We start from the raw sequence: 1,568 nt of genomic DNA, 5'->3' as shown, positions 1-1,568 counted from the left end.
ATTTTATTGGCCAAAAGTGGATCAATTTTAATGGCCATTGACAATTACAGGGGCGAATATTCGAGGCATTGCCTGAGCGAGTTTCAACGGTTGATGAATTTGATGACCAAACACACACATGCACGGCTGATGCTATGTATAAGTTTATTAACAGTAGCAGCGGTGAAGGGCTAACGATCGGCTTAGAAGGCTTTTGGGGAACTGGTAAATCGCAAGTTATTTGTCTTTTAAATTCGAAATTCAAAGAAGAAAGTAAAACGCTTTTTTATATTTTTGATGCTTGGGCTCATGAAGGGAATCCACTGCGATTAGCATTTTTGAGTGGTTTGATTGGCGCGGCTCGAAAAAGGTTGATTGGTCGAAAAAACGATAAGGCACAGGATGTAGATGAAATATTGGAAGAACAGGGCGAGAATTTAGCGGGTAGTATTACAACTACAAAATACGAGACTGTAAAAGATTTTGTGTAAATGGCTGGTTTCACTGTTAAATCCGATCCTGATATATAATCTCGAACTGTGCCATCGCTGGCTTCCAGTTGCGTATGGGCATAGTCCACTTTTTTGAAGCCTGATGCAAGGCCAAGTACAGCACCTTCATGACGGCTTCGTCGTTAGGGAACGACCAGCGAGTTTTGGTGATTTTGCGCAGTGACGCATTCAGCGACTCAATGGCATTGGTGGTATAAATGGCCTTGCGTATCTCAACTGGGTAGTCGAAGAACACACTTAAGCGCTCCCAGTTTGCCCGCCATGAGCGGCTGATGGTGGGATGCTCAGAGTCCCATGTCGAGGCGAAATTTTCTAGTGCCTGCTCGGCTTCAGCGCGAGTAGCCGCGCCATAAATGAGTTTTAAATCAGCGCCAATAGTCTTGCGCTGTTTCCAGTTTACGTACCGCAGAGAGTGGCGAATTTGGTGCACAATGCACAGTTGCACTTGAGTCTTCGGGTAAACCGCCTCAATGGCTTCAGGGAAGCCTTTAAGGCCATCGCAGCAGGCAATGAAGATATCGTCTACACCACGGTTTTTCAGCTCGTTCATTACCGATAGCCAGAATTTAGCGCCTTCAGTTTGAGCCATCCACAGCCCGAGCAGCTCTTTTTCACCGTCAGTGTTGATGCCAAGCGCTAGGTACACTGACTTATTCTGTACAACACCAGAATCACGGCTGCGAACGACTAGACAATCAAGGTAAACAACTGGGTACAGCTTTGCCAACGGACGATGCTGCCAGGCCTTGACCTCGTCCATGACGGCGTTGGTCATCTGAGAAATGAACGTCGGCGAGACTTCAACGCCATAGGCTTCTTCAAGGTATGCTTGAATGTCACGAGTAGTCATGCCACGCGCATACAATGCTATGATGCGCTCATCAAATCCATTCAGCTGGCGTTCGCCTTTGCGAACTAACTTGGGCTCAAAACTACCGTTACGGTCACGAGGAATATCTAGTTCGACATCGCCATTGATGCTACGAACAGTTTTCTTGGTTTTACCATTACGAGAGTTGCCGCTGTTGTTGCCGGCTGAGTCATTTGGTGCGTAGCCTAAATGAGCTTCCATTTCAG

General features: G+C 46.7%; 2 protein-coding genes. One reads left to right on the top strand and one right to left on the bottom strand.

All coding sequences use genetic code 11. The features are described from left to right. Positions 1 to 68 precede the first annotated feature (68 nt). Positions 69 to 470: a P-loop NTPase fold protein gene (locus tag NOG12_RS13085; protein WP_313933498.1), complete on the top strand. Its 402-nt coding sequence runs from the start codon at positions 69 to 71 to the stop codon at positions 468 to 470. A gap of 16 nt (positions 471 to 486) precedes the next feature. Here NOG12_RS13085 and NOG12_RS13080 read toward each other — a convergent pair. Next, positions 487 to 1,568 (bottom strand): IS256 family transposase (locus tag NOG12_RS13080; RefSeq protein WP_313933497.1); only part of this gene is annotated, 1,082 nt, incomplete at its 5' end.

The sequence above is a fragment of the Pseudidiomarina fusca genome (assembly GCF_032227045.1).
GTDB classification, from domain to species: domain Bacteria; phylum Pseudomonadota; class Gammaproteobacteria; order Enterobacterales; family Alteromonadaceae; genus Pseudidiomarina; species Pseudidiomarina fusca.
The sequence above is the reverse complement of the archived record's forward strand: the minus strand, read 5'-3'. Positions and strand labels throughout refer to the sequence as shown.